Annotated in this window: 14 protein-coding genes; 5 read left to right on the top strand and 9 right to left on the bottom strand. The window is 65.7% G+C overall.

Translation table 11 applies throughout. The annotated features are described in order from the left end of the window. Positions 1-553: 553 nt before the first annotated feature. Positions 554-1,363, top strand: a complete 810-nt coding sequence (locus CC207_RS21790; RefSeq protein ID WP_028692143.1) for a gamma-glutamyl-gamma-aminobutyrate hydrolase family protein — start codon at positions 554-556, stop codon at positions 1,361-1,363. 162 nt (positions 1,364-1,525) lie between these two features. Here CC207_RS21790 and CC207_RS21785 read toward each other — a convergent pair whose 3' ends face one another. After that, positions 1,526-2,293 (bottom strand): helix-turn-helix domain-containing protein, encoded by a 768-nt coding sequence (locus tag CC207_RS21785; protein WP_028692142.1) that lies wholly within the window; start codon positions 2,291-2,293, stop codon positions 1,526-1,528. Between the two features lie 108 nt (positions 2,294-2,401). On the opposite strand from CC207_RS21785, the gene CC207_RS21780 reads away from it, so the two are divergent. From CC207_RS21780 to CC207_RS21770, 3 genes are all read left to right on the top strand, one after another. Further along, entirely contained in the window at positions 2,402-3,217 is an 816-nt protein-coding gene (locus tag CC207_RS21780; RefSeq protein WP_028692141.1) for a sulfite exporter TauE/SafE family protein, read from the top strand. A 63-nt stretch (positions 3,218-3,280) separates the two neighbouring features. Continuing rightward, positions 3,281-3,931: a DUF998 domain-containing protein gene (locus CC207_RS21775; RefSeq protein WP_028692140.1), complete on the top strand. Its 651-nt coding sequence runs from the start codon at positions 3,281-3,283 to the stop codon at positions 3,929-3,931. Between the two features lie 74 nt (positions 3,932-4,005). Next, positions 4,006-4,335 (top strand): hypothetical protein, encoded by a 330-nt coding sequence (locus CC207_RS21770; RefSeq protein WP_028692139.1) that lies wholly within the window; start codon positions 4,006-4,008, stop codon positions 4,333-4,335. A gap of 151 nt (positions 4,336-4,486) precedes the next feature. Here the strand turns inward: CC207_RS21770 and CC207_RS21765 are convergent, their stop codons facing one another. The 8 genes from CC207_RS21765 to CC207_RS21730 form a co-directional block, all read right to left on the bottom strand. Further along, positions 4,487-5,800 carry a cytochrome c gene (locus CC207_RS21765; RefSeq protein ID WP_036986531.1) on the bottom strand — a complete coding sequence of 438 codons (1,314 nt, stop codon included), beginning with the start codon at positions 5,798-5,800 and terminating at the stop codon, positions 4,487-4,489. Positions 5,801-5,811: 11 nt separating this feature from the next. Next, positions 5,812-7,599, bottom strand: a complete 1,788-nt coding sequence (locus tag CC207_RS21760) for a GMC family oxidoreductase (RefSeq protein WP_088852750.1) — start codon at positions 7,597-7,599, stop codon at positions 5,812-5,814. A 3-nt stretch (positions 7,600-7,602) separates the two neighbouring features. After that, positions 7,603-8,349, bottom strand: a complete 747-nt coding sequence (locus CC207_RS21755) for a gluconate 2-dehydrogenase subunit 3 family protein (RefSeq protein ID WP_088852749.1) — start codon at positions 8,347-8,349, stop codon at positions 7,603-7,605. A 203-nt stretch (positions 8,350-8,552) separates the two neighbouring features. Beyond that, entirely contained in the window at positions 8,553-9,539 is a 987-nt protein-coding gene (locus CC207_RS21750) for a D-glycerate dehydrogenase (protein WP_088852748.1), read from the bottom strand. A 10-nt stretch (positions 9,540-9,549) separates the two neighbouring features. Next, positions 9,550-10,827: an MFS transporter gene (locus tag CC207_RS21745; protein ID WP_028692135.1), complete on the bottom strand. Its 1,278-nt coding sequence runs from the start codon at positions 10,825-10,827 to the stop codon at positions 9,550-9,552. Positions 10,828-10,885: 58 nt separating this feature from the next. Further along, on the bottom strand, positions 10,886-11,845 hold the full coding sequence (locus CC207_RS21740; RefSeq protein WP_028692134.1) for a sugar kinase: 960 nt from the start codon (positions 11,843-11,845) through the stop codon (positions 10,886-10,888). Then, positions 11,838-12,608 (bottom strand): sugar phosphate isomerase/epimerase, encoded by a 771-nt coding sequence (locus tag CC207_RS21735; protein WP_028692133.1) that lies wholly within the window; start codon positions 12,606-12,608, stop codon positions 11,838-11,840. Before CC207_RS21735 ends, CC207_RS21740 begins: the two co-directional genes overlap by 8 nt. A 72-nt stretch (positions 12,609-12,680) precedes the next feature. Then, positions 12,681-13,703 carry a LacI family DNA-binding transcriptional regulator gene (locus tag CC207_RS21730; protein WP_028692132.1) on the bottom strand — a complete coding sequence of 341 codons (1,023 nt, stop codon included), beginning with the start codon at positions 13,701-13,703 and terminating at the stop codon, positions 12,681-12,683. Here CC207_RS21730 and CC207_RS26860 point away from each other — a divergent pair. Beyond that, complete coding sequence (locus CC207_RS26860) at positions 13,696-14,079, top strand: hypothetical protein (protein ID WP_143496158.1); 384 nt, start codon at positions 13,696-13,698, stop codon at positions 14,077-14,079. The genes CC207_RS21730 and CC207_RS26860 overlap by 8 nt on opposite strands. The last annotated feature ends 165 nt before the right edge of the window (positions 14,080-14,244 follow it).

The raw sequence follows: 14,244 nt of genomic DNA, 5'->3' as shown, positions 1-14,244 counted from the left end.
TCAAGATCAAGATCAAGATCAAGATCAAGATCAAGATCAAGATCAAGATCAAGATCAAGATCAAGATCAAGATCAAGATCAAGATCAAGAAATTTATTGATCAACAATAAACGCTATGGAAACTAACCATCACAACCCGCACCTAAGAAGACCACTGTGAGTCTGCATCCTTCGCAAAAAACAGTTCACCCCACTGGAAATACATAGAGTTCGAGGTAAATGCGGCCACAAGGCCAAGCCCCCCGACGCCCCTGCCAATGACGATCATTGCACCGACGCAAAGACCCAACTGCGTCGTTAAATATTATTGACCAACACCCCCACCAAACCCTTGTCACCAAAGGCCCCGGCGGCCCCAATCCCCCGTAAAACGGCGCCTGGACAACTCGCCACTCGTTTGACATATCGAACGGCTCTGGCAAGCTATGAGTCAGGCCCCGACCGACATCGCCTGCAAGGCGAGCCGGCAGTGCTCGGGGCTCCAGGTAGCACTCAGGGCCCAGGCCGTGCGCCTGCACAACAACGACAGGCATGACCTGTCTCAAGGTGACATATGTCCAACAGCAACATTGGCAACAAGCAACCCTCCCTGCGCAAACCCGTCGTCCTGATGACCATGGGCAGCCAAGAGCGCAAAGGCCATGACTATCAGGTCATGACCCACAAATACATCACCCCGCTGGTCGAGTTCGCCGGTTGCGTCCCGGTCCTGGTGCCCACCTGCTGCGGCGTCGAAGACCTCGAGACCTACCTGGACATGGCCGACGGCGTCTACCTGACCGGTGCCGGCAGCAACATCGACCCGACCCTCTACGGCCAGGAAAACCAGACCCCCGGCAAGGGCCAGGACAAGGACCGCGACCTGTTCGACATGCCGCTGGTCAAGGCGGCGATCAAGCGCGGCCTGCCGATCTTCGGCATCTGCCGCGGCATGCAGGAAATCAACGTGGCCCTGGGCGGCGACATCTACCAGAAGGTCTATGCCGAACCCGGCTTCAACGACCACCGGGAAAACCCGGATGATCCGGTCGACGTCCAGTACGCCCCGGTGCACAGCGTGAAGATCAAGCCAGGCAGCTGGCTGCGCGAGACCCTCGGCACTGACGAGATCCGCGTCAACTCGCTGCACGGGCAGGGCCTGCGCAACCTGGGTGCCGGCATCGAGCCGATCGCCCATGCCGAAGACGGCCTGGTCGAGGCGATCCACGCCCCGAGCCTCTCGCCCTTCCTGTTCGCGGTGCAGTGGCACCCGGAGTGGCAGGCGGCGAAGAACCCCGACTCGATCAAGATGTTCCAGGCCTTCGGCGACGCCTGCCGCGCCCAGGTCCGCAAGTCCCAGGTCAAGCACCACCAGGCTGCCTGACCCACCGAAGCTTCGTTAGCTTTGATCGCGGGGCGGTGCAATACCGCCCCCGTTTCCCCGGTCACCCTCTGCTGGTCCCAGAACACCTCCCGTGGAAGCGGGCGGCGGGCTTGTGCCTGTCTCCGCGATCTTTTTTTCCTTCCCGCTAGTCATACGAGGTTTTCATAGGCCCTGGCGTGCCGTCGACGGCGGCTGGCCCATGACTCGCCGGTACAAGCTGGAAAACGCGCTGGGGCTTTCATAGCCCAGATCCAAGGCGATGGTGGTCACCGCCTCGCCGGTGGCAAGCCGCGTCACCGCAGCCATCAGACAGGCCTGCTGGCGCCACCGGCCAAACGACAGCCCGGTCTGCTCGCGAAAACGCCGGCTGAAGGTACGCGGGCTCCAGTTGAGTTGCGCTGCCCAGGTTTCGCCACGGGTGTGGACCGACGGCTGCGCCAGGAATGCCTGGCACAGGGCCGCCAGGCGCGGCTCAGCTGGCAGCGGCGCGAATAGCGGCAGCGGTTCGGCCTGGCCCAGCTCATGCAGAACCAGACGCAGCAGCAGGCCATCGCGTCCCGCCTCGTCATGCAGCGCCGGCACCTCGGCGCTGGCCAGCAACAGCTGGTGCAGCAGCGGCCCGACCCGCAGTGCCTCACACACGCTGCTCGGCCTGGGCAGCACGGTCGGCTCGATGTACAGGCTGCGGGTACTCACCCCGCGCATGCGCACCTGGTGCGGCTTGCCGGGCGGAATCCACACCCCGCTGCCAGGCGGGATGACCCAGGCGCCGTCATCGGTCAGCACCTCCATCAGTCCGCTCATGCCATACAGGAACTGCGCCCGGCGATGGACATGCCTGGGCAGCAAGGTGTCGGGCGGATAGTCGGTGGCAATGGCCAGCACTGCACGGGGGATGGCATCGACCTGGGACAGGGGAACATTGCGCATGAAAGGAGGCTCTGGCCGAAACACGACGATTATTGGCCAGGTTGCGCAAGCCAGCCAAGTGGCTGATCCCTACCCTGACCGCCTCACTCCTGTTCCGAGGCCCACCCCATGCTCTATCCCCTGCTTGGCCTGTTCGGCCTGTGCGCCGGCGTCACCACCTTGCTGTTCGGCTTCGGCGGTGGCTTCTTCGCCGTGCCACTGTTCTATGCCCTGTTGCTGGCCAGCCATGGCGCGGGAACGGCCGTGGCCCAGCACGCCATGCAGATCGCCGTGGCCACCTCGGCCACGGTGATGATCTTCAGCAGTGCCCTGGCCACCTGGCGCCACCACCGCGCGGGCAGCCTGCACTGGGACCTGGTGCGGCCACTGGCGCCGGCCATCGCCCTGGGCGCGCTGCTCGGGGCCTGGGTGGCGCTGTACGTGACCAGCGCCTGGTTGCGCTGGCTGTTCATTACCTACCTGGCGCTGAGCTTGCTGGACGCCTGGCTGCGTCCAGGCTTCGTACACGCTGGCGAACATCACCTGGCGCCACTGGGCAGGGCCGGCGCCACCCTGGTCGGCGTGCCCATAGGCGCACTGGCGGCGTTGCTCGGGGTGGGCGGCAGCGTGATGACCGTACCGTTGATGCGCCGTCGCGGCGCCAGCATGCGCACCGCCACGGCCATGGCCAACCCGCTGTCACTGCCCATGTCCCTGGCGGCCACGCTGGTGTATGCGCTGCTGCCGGCCGGCCAGCCCGACCTGGGCCCGGGCCTGCTGGGTCTCATCGACCTGCGCGCGGCCCTGGTGATGACCGTCGGCGCCTGGCTCGGCATGCACCTGGCCGCGCCCCTGCTCGGGCGCATCTCCGACAGCGTGCACGCCCGCACCTACCTGGCGCTGCTGGCCTGCGTGCTGCTGGTGATGCTGGTCAACGGCCGCTAAGACTGGCGAATGGCCACGGCGACGCGGTAGGCTGCGCCCAGCATTCACCAAGGAAGGCACTGTATGAAGACGTTCGATCGCCTGCTGCTCGCCAGCGGCTTGCTCATCCCCCTCTGGCTGTTGCTGGGCGTTACCCTGACGGCCCTGGCCTACCCCGGCTACGACCACCTGCAGCAAGCCATGAGCCAGCTCGGCGCGGTCGGCGCCCCCACCCACGGGCTGTCGCCGTGGGTCAACAATTTCCCGCTGGCCCTGTTGTTCACACTGTTTGCCTGGGGCCTGGCGCGGCGCTGGCGGCACTCGAAGCTGGCGCGGCTGAGCGCCCTTCTGGTGCTGTTGCATGGCCTGGGCAGCCTGGTGACCGGCGGATTTGCCTGTGACCAGGGCTGCGCGCCGCTGCAGCCATCGGTCTCGCAACAGATGCATAACCTCGGCGGCCTGCTGATGTTCTTCTCGCTGACCCTCGCCAGCATGCTGTGGATCGGCCTGGGCACGCGTCTGGCCCGATCCCCGGGGCTGGCCTGGGGGTCGCTGCTGAGCGCGCTGCTGGCGGTGCTCACTGTCGTATTGATGGCCAAGTCTGTGCACAGCGGTGAATTGTTCGGTCTCTACCAGCGCCTGAACTACGGCGTCGGCGTGCTGTGGATCGCGGCCCTGGCCCTCCAGTCGCTGCGCACGCGCCAGCACGACGGCCTGCAAATGGCCATCGCCTGACGGCAAACTGCTGGCCCCCAGGCGTCGCGAGCGAAGGCAAACTTTGTTTTCCTTCAGATGCTTAGGACAGCAACATGCGAGTGATTCTAGCAACCGTGGCCGGCTGCCTGCTGGCCACCGCCGCCTTCGGCGCCCAGGCCCGGGCATTGAGCCCGAACGATCGCCAGGTGTGCGGCTGGGGTGCGCAGATCGCCGCCGAGGCGCAGCAGGCCAAGCTATCCGGGGTCACCCTTTACGCCACGCGCAAGAAGCTGCAGGTGCGCAAATTTGCCAAGCCATGGATGCGCATGACGGCGTTCGGCATTACCGAGCAGACCTATAACAGCCGGTCGCGGCTCAAGCCCACGGCAATCAAGCAGACGTACTACGAGCAGTGCGTGCAGCATGCTGTAGCAAAAAGATAAATACTTATAGATCAATTGCTTACATCGATTAACTAAACCAGTTTGCGAGACTTAGTTAATGTCATTTCGAGATGGTATTGTCGTGCGCCAGCGTCTCGCTAACTCGATGAGTCAAGACCAAAGGGGACGCCAGGCGTCCCCCATCGGACCATCAGGGCTCCACGGTGCCCGTCGTGTCACCCACTAACGACTCCGCCTTGAGCGGCACAGGTGGCGCCTTGCGCAACTGCGCCACCTGCCCTGCACTCACCCCCGCCGCCTGGTTGCCCCAGCTGCTGCGGATGAAGTTGACCACATCGGCCACCTGCTGGTCCGACAGCCGCCAGCCGAAGCCTGGCATGCTGAAGGTAGAAGGCGCCGTTGCAGTGGCCGGCAAGGTCGCGCCCTCGAGCACGATATGGATCAGCGAGGTGGCGTCCTCGCCCTGCACCACCGGGTTGCCGGCCAGCGCCGGGAACACCCGGGCGTAGCCCTTGCCGTCGGTGCGGTGGCAAGCGGCGCAGTTGTCGACGTAGCGCGCCGCGCCGGTCTTGCCGTCATTGCCCTGCCACAGCGCCTGGGCGACGGCACGGTCCTCGCGAAACGGTTTGTCGTCTGGGTTCACCGGCGGCAAGGTCTTGAGGTAGCGGGCGATGGCGGTCAGGTCGGCGTCGCTCATGTACTGCATGCTGTGCTCGACCACATCGCTCATGCCGCCGAACACCGCGGTGCGCTCGTTGCGCCCGGTCTTGAGGAAGGCGACGATCTGCGCCTCGTCCCAACTGCCCAGGCCATCCTTGTGGTCACCGCGCAGGCTCTTGGCGATCCAGCCCTCGAGGGGCGCGCTGCCGGCCAGGAACGCCGCGCCGTCACCGGCATCCAGGGCTTTTTCCTGCATGGTCAGCGCCCGCGGCGTGTGGCACGCGCCACAATGCCCCAGCCCTTCGACCAGGTAGGCGCCGCGCGCCACCACCGCATCGCGCCCAGCGGCTTCGAACGGCTTGACGGGCGGCGCGAACAACCCGCGCCAGAACGCCAGCGGCCAGCGCATGCTCAGCGGCCAGGGGATGTCGCTGCCCTTGTTCTGCTGCTCCACTGGCTGCACGCCATGCATGAAGTAGGCGTAGAGCGCCTGCATGTCCGGGTCGCTGACCCGGGCGTAGGACGGATACGGCATGGCCGGGTACAGCGTGCTGCCGTCCTTGCCGATGCCCTGGCGCACGGCGCGTTCGAAGTCCTCGTAGCTGTACTGGCCAATACCGCTGGCGTGGGGTGTGATATTGGTCGAGTACAGGGTACCGATGGGCGTTTCCATGGGCAGCCCGCCGGCGAACGGCTTGCCGCCCTTGGCGGTGTGGCAAGCCACGCAGTCGCCAGCGCGGGCCAGGTATTCGCCTTGCCTGACCTGCGCCGGGTCCACCGCGTCGGCGGCCTGCAGCAAGGTACTGGCGCCCAGGCCCAGCATGGCGATGAACAATGTCTTCATATTGGCCTTCCTCACGCCTGCACCAATGGACCGGGGTTCTTCAGGTAGCGCTCGCGGATCGCCCGCGCCGACCAGTAGGTCAGCGCCGCCACCAGGCCGGTGGGGTTGTAGCCCAGGCCCTGGGGGAAGGCCGAGGCGCCGGGCACGAACACGTTGTGCACGTCCCAGCACTGCAGGTAGCGATTGAGCGCGCTGGTCTTGGGATCGGTGCCCATGATCGCGCCACCGTTGAGGTGGGTGGTCTGGTAGGTGGAGGCGTCGAAGTGCTGGCCGAACGCTTTCTTGCCCGCGCTGATTGCCTTGGGCCCCATCGCCTCGGCGATCTTGGCCATGCGTTCGACCATGAAGCGGTTCATCTTCACGTCGTTGTCCTTCCAGTCGAAGGTCATGCGCAGCAGAGGCAAGCCGTAGGCATCCTTGTACACCGGGTCCAGGTCAAGGTAGTTGTCGCGGTAGGACTGGTGCGCGCCATGGGCGTCCATCGACAGCATGTGCCGGTAGCTGTCGGCCACCGCGGCCTTCCAGGCACTGCCCCACTTCGGCGTGCCCGGCGGCACCTTGGTGCCAGAGATCGGCTTGGCGCCGGCCTGGTTGACCCAGAACGGAGAACCGCCGACGAAGCCGTGCGGGCCATGGTCAAAGTTGTCGGCGTTGTAGTCATCCACCGCCACGCCGTTGCCGCCGGCGCCGATGAAGGGGTTGGTGTGGTGGCTGTCGCGGTCGAAGAACGCGGTCACGGTGGAGATGTTCTGGTAGGCGAAGTTGCGCCCGACCACCCCCTCATTGCTCACCGGATCATAGGGTTTGCCGATGCCCGAGAGCAGCATCAGGCGTACGTTGTTGTACTGGAACGCGCCGAGGATCACCAGGTCGGCGGGTTGCTCCACCTCGCGACCCTGGCTGTCGACGTAGGTCACACCGGTGGCCAGGCGCTTGTCGGCGGTCAGGTTGACCCGCAGCACATGGGCGTTGTTGCGCAGCTCGAAGTTCGGCACCTGGCGCAGGGCCGGGAGGATGTTCACGTTGGGCGAGGCCTTGGAGTACATGTAGCAGGCATAGCCGCTGCAGTAACCGCAGAAGTTGCACGGTCCCATCTGCGCGCCGTAGGGGTTGGTGTACGGCCCGGAAGTGTTGGCCGACGGCAGGTTGTAGGGGTGGTAGCCGATCTCGCGGGCGGCCTTCTCGAACAACTGCGCCGACACAGTGTTCTTCTGCGCTGCCAGCGGAAAATCGCTGGAGCGGTCGGCGGCGAACGGGTTGCCACCCTTGTCGCGGCCCACCACCTGACCTTTGATCGACCAGGCGGTGCCGGAGGTCCCGAACACCTTCTCGGCAAAATCGAAGTACGGCTCCAGCTCTTCGTAGCTCACGCCGAAGTCCTGGATGGTCATCCCTTCGGGAATGAACCGCTTGCCGTAGCGCTCCTCATAGTGGCTGCGCAGGCGCAGCTCCACCGGGTCGACGCGAAAATGCACGCCGGACCAGTGCAGCCCGGCTCCGCCGGTGCCGGTGCCGGGCAGGAAGGCGCCGAACTGGCGGTACGGCACGGCCACGTCGTTGACGCTGTGGCGCAGGGTCACGGTCTCACGGGAGATGTCCATGAACAGCTTCTTGCGCGAGTTGTAGGTCAACTCGTCCATGGTCTGCGGATAGACGCCGTCCGGGTAGGTATCCCGGGCCGGACCACGCTCCAGCGCCAGCACCTGCAGGCCGGCCTCGGTCAGTTCCTTGGCCATGATCGCCCCGGCCCAGCCGAACCCGACGATGACAACATCGACGCTCTTCATCACTTGGCTCATGGCTCAACCTCGCTCGCCGCTGATGGACACTGACGGGAAGGGATAGCGCTCGTCGCGCTCCACCCAGTCCATGAAGTCGGCGCGGGCGCCGGGGAAGCCGACCAGCTTCCAGCCGGCCAGACCCTGGTTGCCGCCGTGCAGGGGGTCGCTGAAAAAGCCCTCGCGGGTGTTGAGCCAGAGCATGCCGAAGAAGGTGGCCGCCGGCACCGAGGCAAAGGCCGGCTTGCCGCCGTCCAGGGCCTCGAGCACCTGCTGCTGTTGTTCAGGGCCGAGCTGGGCGAACGCCTTGCCGAACTGTGCCTGGCACCAGGCGTCGGTTTCGGCGATGCCCAGCCGGTAGATCTCCTGGGGGCTGAGCTTGAGCTGGTAGCCCAATTCGCTGGGCGCGTCGGGGCGGAATGGCCCCTGCATGTACCACAGCCCGCCGCTGCCATAGCGGGTGTTGAGCTGACGGTCGATGAACTCGGGCACGCCGGCATCGGCCGCACCGGGGCCAAGGGCGTCGGTGGGGATGAGCACCGCCACGGCGGCGCTGACGAAGGCCCACTCTTGCTGGGTGAAGAAGCTCGGCTGGTAGGCACGCGCCGGGGCCGGTCGGGTCGGTTCGACGGGCGCCGGGGTGGCGCTGTCGGCGAGCACTGCGCCGCCCAGTCCCGTGCCGGCGAGGGTCGCCACCGGGATCAGGGTCAGGGATTGGCGCAGGAACGCCCGGCGCGCCGATTGCACGGAGGCGGGTTGGTCCTTGGACATGAGGATGTCTCTCTGTTGATCAGGTCATACGGAAATCGTCGCCCTTTTCACCGATGAAGTTCCCAGGGCCGCAGATCGAGACAGCGCTGTCTCGGCTAAGCGGCCTTGTTTTGCCAAAAGGGCCGCGGCGCGACCCCGGGATATCGAATCGGGCAAGGGCTGTTGTTATGGCAAAAACGGGGCGAGCGCAGTGCTCGCCCCGCTCATGGGTTTCGCCGCGACCAGGCAAGCGGGTTGACCAGGTTCTGCGGCCGCTCGCCGGCCAGGGCGGCCAGCAGGTTGTCCACCGCGCAGCGGGCCATGGCCTCGCGGGTCTCCTCGGTGGCCGAGCCGATGTGCGGCGTCACCACCAGGTTGTCCAGTTGCAGCAACGGTGAATCAGCCGGCAACGGTTCGCGCACGAACACATCCAGGCCGGCGCCGCGAATGCGTCGCTCGGCCAAGGCCTGGAGCAACGCAGCCTCGTCGAGCACCCGGCCACGGGAGATGTTCACCAGGATCGCCGACGGTTTCATCAGCGCCAGCTGTGGCGCGCCAATCAGGTTCTCGGTCGCGGCGGTCAACGGCAGGCACAGGCAGACGAAATCGGACTCGGCCAGCAATGCCTCCAGGCTGCGATGCGCGGCGGCGAACCGCGCCTCCACCTCGGGCCGCGGCAGGCGGGTGTGGTACAGCACGCGCATGCCAAAACCGGCATGCGCGCGGCGGGCCAGGGCTTCGCCGATGCGGCCCATGCCGACGATGCCCAGGGTCTTGCCCTGCACGTCGCAACCGAACTGCGCCGACCCGATGCCCGCCTGCCAGTGACCGGCGCGGATCCAGCCGTCGAGTTCGACGACCCGCCGGGCACAGGCCAGGATCAGGGCGAAGCCGGTGTCGGCGGTAGTTTCGGTGAGCACATCGGGGGTGTTGGTCAGCAGCACGCCGCGCTGATTGAAAGCGTCGATGTCGTAGTTGTCGACGCCGACCGAGACGCTGGAGACCACCTCCAGCTGCGGCGCCAGATCAAGCAAGGGGGCGTCCAGGCGCAAACTGGCGCCAAGCAGCCCGTGGGCGCCCGGCAGCGCCGCACGCAACCGGGCGAGGCCGTCAGCACTGGGCGATTCGACCAGGGTGACCTCGGCGTGCGCCTGCAGACGGGCCATGAGCGCGTCGGACAGGCGTTTGTAGAGGACGATGCGTTTCTTCATTGCACGGTACCTATCGGCTGGGCGCCAGGCTTTGCCGGCGTGTCTGTTGCAAGGGATTGAGAACGGCGGTCAGGGCCACGGCCAGCAGCAGCGCCACGCACATGAACAGGTAGGAGGCGCCGGGGCCGCCGGTGGCGCCATTGAGGTAGCCCACCAGCCACGAACCGGAAAACGAGCCCAGCGCGCCCATGCTGTTGATCAGCGCCATGGCGCCCCCGGCGACGTTGGCCGGCAGCAGCTCGGGCACGATGGCGAAGAACGGCCCGTACGGCGCATACATGCAGGCCCCGGCGATCACCAGCAAGGCGTAGGACCACCAGAAATGTTCAGTGCCCAGGCTGTACGAGCCATAGAATGCCAGGGCGGCGATCAGCAGCGGCGGCCAGACAAAGCGCTTGCGCTTCTGCAGGCGGTCCGAGGCCCAGGACACACCGAGCATGGCAACCACCGCCCCCAGGTACGGCACCGCCGACAGCCAGCCGGCGGTGACGATGTCCAGCGCCGCCGCCTGCTTGAGGATCGACGGCAGCCAGAGGACGAAACCGTATACGCCGATGCTCCAGCAGAAGTACTGCAGCGACAGGATCAGCACCGTGGGCGAGCGAAACGCCTCGCGGTAGTTCTTCACCGGCTTGATGCCCTGCTGCTCGGCGTCCAGCGCCTGGCGCAGCGCCGCCTTCTCGCGGGCGTCCAGCCACTTGGCCTGCTCCGGGCGGTCATCCACCAGGCGCCACCAGATGAAGGCCCAGAGAATCGCCGGCGCGCCTTCGATGATGAACATCCAACGCCAGTCGAACTGCTGCACCAGGTAGCCCGAGACCACCGACATCCACAGGATGGTCACCGGGTTGCCGAGGATCAGGAAAGTGTTGGCCCGCGAGCGTTCGGCGCGGGTGAACCAGTGGCAAAGGTAAATGAGCATGGCCGGCATCACCGCCGCCTCCACCACGCCCAGCAGGAAGCGGATGACGATCAGCAAATAGACGTCGTGGACCACGCCGGTCAGGGTCGCCAGGCCGCCCCAGAGGATCAGGCTGGCGAAGATCAGCTTCTTCACGCTGCGTTTTTGCGCGTAAAGGGCGCCCGGCACCTGGAAGAAGAAGTAGCCAAGGAAGAACAGCGCGCCGAGCAGCGACGACAGCGCCGGGGTGATCTTCAGGTCGTCGGCCATGCCCGAGGCCGCGGCAAAGCCATAGTTGGCCCGGTCGAGGTAGGCCAGGCTGTAGGTGATGAAGACGATGGGCATGATGTACCACCAGCGTCTGGGAGCGAGTCGATCAAGCTGCATGGGGAATTCTCCTGGTCTTGTTGTTCTTGTCACATCAGGTGCCGGACGGTCCGGCGATTCAGCGTGGTTGGATCGAAGCGTTTTCGTGCAGGTCCAGTTCGTGGCGTTGCGGCAGGCCTTCCATGTCGCCTCGGCTCTGCACCGCCCGGCTGCCGCACCAATTGCCCCGGGCCACGGCCCGGCGCAACGGCAGGCCCTCGAGCAAGGCGCTGATCACGCCAACGGCGAAGGCGTCGCCCGCGCCCACGGTGTCGACCACCCGGGCCACCGGAAAACCCGGGACCACCCCATGTTCACCCTTGGCGTCGCGCCAGTAGGCACCTTCGGCACCGAGCTTGATGGCCACGCATTGCACGCCTTGCTCCAGGTAGAACTCGGCGATGCCCTGCGGCGACTGGCGGCCGCTCAGCAGGCGCCCCTCCTCAAGCCCCGGCAGGACCCAGTCGGCCTTGAACGCAAGTGCATTTATCTCGCGCACCATGGTCTGGCGGTCCGGCCACAGCGAGGGGCGCAGGTTGGGGTCGAAGGAAATGCTGCGGCCATGGGCGCGCATGTCGTCCAACAACTGGTGGCAGAGCGCGCGGCAGCTGCCGGACAGGGCCGGCGGGATGCCGGTGGCATGCAGGTGTCGGGCCTCCAGCAACGCCGGTTGCAGCTGGGTAGGCGACAGCCGGCTGGCCGCCGAGCCACGGCGGAAATACTCGACTTTCGGATCGCTGCCATCGTCGCAGCGTTCCTTGAGCTGGAACCCGGTGGGGTGCTCGTCATCGATCTCGACGCTCGAGCAGTCCAGCCCTTCCTGGCGCAGGGTGTCGAGCACGAAGGCACCGAGCGAATCATTGCCGACCCGGCTCAGCCAGCGCACCCCCAGACCCAGACGTGCCAGGCCGATGGCCACGTTGCTGTCGGCACCGGCGATGCGCTTGCCGAACCCCTCGACTTGGGCCAGCTCTCCAGGCTGCGCGGCCACGAACATGGCCATGGTTTCACCGAAACACAGGACGTCGTGCTCAGCCATGGCACACCTGCCCTTCCAGCTGCGCCAGTTGCGCGACCTGCCGCGCGGTCAGCGCCAACAGGTCGTCGCCGGCCAGGGGGTACTCGATGGCCCGCGGCAGGTCTGGGGCGAAATGCGTCATCAGTTCGCGCCACTGCACCAGGTCGAGCGCCTGGGGCACGACCGCGACCAGGCGCCCGTCGGCTCGCCGGGCGACAGCCTTGCAGTGTACGTAACGCACCCAGCGGCCCAGCAGTTGCGCCGCCAGCAGCGGCGATTCGTCGTGCCAGTACCAGTTGCCGATATCGAAGGTCATGCCCGGCGCCACGCCCTGCGCCTGCGCTTCGCGGAAGAATCTTTCCAGGGTTTGCAGCCGTCCGCCGTAGGGCGTCTGGTCGTTTTCCACGTACAGCGCCGTCTTGTGCCCCAGTAATGGCGCCAGGGCCTGCAGGTCGCAACCCGTCTGGTAATGCCCCAGCGATACCTTAAGCGCCACCGCGCCGATCTCGCTTGCCCGTTGCAAACGTTGGGCGATGGCCGGCTCCAGACTGCCATCCTCGCGCCATAGCTCCAGTGGCGTGGAGTAAAGGCTCTGCAGGCCATGCTCGGCGGCCAGGTTGGCCAGGGTAGCGGCATCGGGCGCGGCATCGAACAGTTCCTCGCGCCATTCCACCCGCCGCGCACCGGCGGCGGCCAGCAGCGGCAGATAGCTGGCCTGGCCCAGGCGCCGCACGACATCGGCACCGAAACTCGACAAGCTGATGGAGACAATGGGCGTTTGCATGTGTGTGGTCCTTGTTCTTGTGGATGAAACCGGTTTCATTTTTCGTCAGCAGCAACGGCGTCAAGGACGCCGTCATGCTTGTGATCGGGTGGAGCCTCGCGGGATCAGTTCGGCTTGCAAATCCAGGCGCCGTGCCGGCGAACCGCTGCCTTGCAGGCGCTCCAGCAGGCACTGGAACGCTGCGGCACCGATCCGCCCGGTGGGCTGGGCCAGGGCGGTGATGCCGCTGCCTACCAGCGGGTACCAGTCCAGTTCGTCCAGCGCCAGCAGGCCCACATCCTGGAACAGCGTCCCGCCGCGGGCGTGCAGCACGCTTACCACTTCCAGGGTGGCAACGCCGTTGCAGGTGAACAGCGCCTGCGGGCCGTGCCCTGCCCCGGCCATGAAGCTGCCCAGTTGCTCCGGCAGGTCCACGCCCACCTCCAGCACCTGCCCACGCAGGCCAGGGCGCCGGGCGATGGAAGCCTGGAAGGCATCGACCCGCTCCTGGCGGGAGCTGGTGCCGTCGAGCGGCTCGGTCACGGCGAGGATGTCGCGATAACCGCAGCGTTGCAGGTGATCGAGGGCCTGTTCGACGGCGTCGCTGTTGTCCAGCCCTACCAGGTCGACCGCCAGGCCGGCCAGTTGCCGGTCGACCAACACCATCGGCAAGTCACGGGCCAGCTTCGCCAATTCATCGGCGCGGTGGCCGAGGGTGTTCACGATCAGGCCGTCGACGTTGTACGACTGCAGGGCCTGCAGGTGATTGCGTTCCTGGTCGTCATCGTAGTCTGTGTTGCACACCACCAGGCTGTAGCCGTGCTGGCGGCAGGCTGTCTCGACGCCGTGCATCACCGCCACCGAGTAGGGGTTGCGGATATCCGCCAGGAGCATGCCGATCAGCCCGGTGCGGCCGCGCTTGAGGGCGCTGGCCATGCGGTTGGGGCGGTAGCCGAGGCGTTCGACGACGGCCTCGATGCGTTGCGCGGTGGCTTCGGCGAGCAGTTGCCTATCTTCGCCCATGTAGCGCGAGACCGTCGCCTTGGAAACGCCGGCGGCCTTGGCGACCTCGCTGATGGTGACCCGCCCGCGGACGGGAGCTGGCTCTTTGTTCACCCTGTTTCCTTCTTGTTTGCGCTTTTGCAGGGTTGATGAAAACGGTTTCAATCAAATCAGGGATGGGGGGTGGCGTCAAGTGACGGGCTTTCTGCCAAAGCGGGGGGATTCAGTGCCAAAGGCTTGTCCTGCCGGTGTCGATGGGGGGCTTCAGGGTTATGGTGGTTTTCTGGAGTTCGTTAACCCTGCCTTGGAGATGGCCATGACCGCACTGTTTCGGATCAGTCTATTTTTGATGCTTGCTGGTATGGGCATGGGGGATATCGTGGTGGCCAGTTTGGGGTTGGTCGGGTTGTGTGGGAGGGCTGTGGTGCTCAGTGTTCGGCAGGATGAGGGTGAGGGGCGGAAGGTTGGGGAGTCGGAGTTTATTGCCTGAAAGGTTTGGTTCTGTTCTGTTCTGTTCTGGTTATGGGATTACTGTTTTGATATTTTTATGCGCATTCGGGAAGTCTCAGATTTTTTGTGTGCGGGCCGGTAACGGCCTGCCGTCAGGCAGGCCCTGACTTTCACCAGGTCGGCCTGATGAACCGATCTCCGTACA

Origin of the sequence: Pseudomonas sp. DrBHI1, assembly GCF_002205115.1 — a bacterium.
Lineage (GTDB): Bacteria > Pseudomonadota > Gammaproteobacteria > Pseudomonadales > Pseudomonadaceae > Aquipseudomonas > Aquipseudomonas mosselii.
The sequence above is the reverse complement of the archived record's forward strand: the minus strand, read 5'-3'. Positions and strand labels throughout refer to the sequence as shown.

Coding starts and splice junctions, on each gene's coding strand:
- CC207_RS21790 (WP_028692143.1), top strand. CDS start 554: ATGTCCAACAGCAACATTGGCAACAAGCAACCCTCCCTGCGCAAACCC.
- CC207_RS21785 (WP_028692142.1), bottom strand. CDS start 2,293: ATGCGCAATGTTCCCCTGTCCCAGGTCGATGCCATCCCCCGTGCAGTG.
- CC207_RS21780 (WP_028692141.1), top strand. CDS start 2,402: ATGCTCTATCCCCTGCTTGGCCTGTTCGGCCTGTGCGCCGGCGTCACC.
- CC207_RS21775 (WP_028692140.1), top strand. CDS start 3,281: ATGAAGACGTTCGATCGCCTGCTGCTCGCCAGCGGCTTGCTCATCCCC.
- CC207_RS21770 (WP_028692139.1), top strand. CDS start 4,006: ATGCGAGTGATTCTAGCAACCGTGGCCGGCTGCCTGCTGGCCACCGCC.
- CC207_RS21765 (WP_036986531.1), bottom strand. CDS start 5,800: ATGAAGACATTGTTCATCGCCATGCTGGGCCTGGGCGCCAGTACCTTG.
- CC207_RS21760 (WP_088852750.1), bottom strand. CDS start 7,599: ATGAGCCAAGTGATGAAGAGCGTCGATGTTGTCATCGTCGGGTTCGGC.
- CC207_RS21755 (WP_088852749.1), bottom strand. CDS start 8,349: ATGTCCAAGGACCAACCCGCCTCCGTGCAATCGGCGCGCCGGGCGTTC.
- CC207_RS21750 (WP_088852748.1), bottom strand. CDS start 9,539: ATGAAGAAACGCATCGTCCTCTACAAACGCCTGTCCGACGCGCTCATG.
- CC207_RS21745 (WP_028692135.1), bottom strand. CDS start 10,827: ATGCAGCTTGATCGACTCGCTCCCAGACGCTGGTGGTACATCATGCCC.
- CC207_RS21740 (WP_028692134.1), bottom strand. CDS start 11,845: ATGGCTGAGCACGACGTCCTGTGTTTCGGTGAAACCATGGCCATGTTC.
- CC207_RS21735 (WP_028692133.1), bottom strand. CDS start 12,608: ATGCAAACGCCCATTGTCTCCATCAGCTTGTCGAGTTTCGGTGCCGAT.